The organism is Actinomadura sp. KC216, assembly GCF_004348535.1.
Classification (GTDB): Bacteria; Actinomycetota; Actinomycetes; order Streptosporangiales; family Streptosporangiaceae; genus Spirillospora.
On record NZ_SMJX01000662.1, the window covers coordinates 1 to 669 of the forward strand.

Here is a 669-nt window from a genome sequence, read left to right on the forward strand (position 1 = left end):
CCACAGGCGGTGGCCCCCACGCCGCGCCTCCGTCAGCCGTTCCGCGCCCGCCACGCACTCCCGCGCGGCGCGGCGGCTCCGCGTCCCGTCCGGATCGTCCCGCCGTTGAAGCCGAACGGCCGCCACAAAGCCGACCCTCCGCCCTCGCCCTGAGGACCATACGACCACATCCGGCCCAATGGCGATAAGCCTTGTGGTCGCTGCTGAAACGTGGAAGGTAGCGCGGCTTTCCAATTCCGGCGTTTGCAAACCCCCCAGTTCCGGAAGCACCGAGTCGCGCAGCGTGACATCCGCGCACAGGACGATTTTTAGAAGTCGCGCAGCCCGATCCGCGAGTTTACCGACGGGCGTGTGATCTATGTCACAGTGTGCTGATCAATCGGCTATCTTTCGCTCCTTCAGCCGCCGGGTTACTTTAAGGCGGATTTAGCTACCCTTTACATCGAGGGGTTCAGATGGGTCGCGATGCGGTGCGCCGTTGTGCGTCGATTCTTCCGTCGTTATTGTGGCGGCGGCCGGGATGGATTGCCCGTCTTGCGGCCTTGACTTTGGTCGCCGGATTGGTCCACGTGCCATTGTCGGCGGTGACCCGTGAAACCGCAGCTCACGCTGATGAACCGCCGAAGGCGGCGAAGGCGGCGGTGTCCGAGGAGAAGGCCGTGGCCGCGG

1 protein-coding gene is annotated in these 669 nt (G+C 64.9%); it reads left to right on the forward strand.

Going from position 1 to position 669, the window contains the following annotated elements:
• Positions 1-455: 455 nt before the first annotated feature.
• Positions 456-669 (forward strand): hypothetical protein (locus tag E1264_RS44995; protein ID WP_207937056.1); only part of this gene is annotated, 214 nt, incomplete at its 3' end.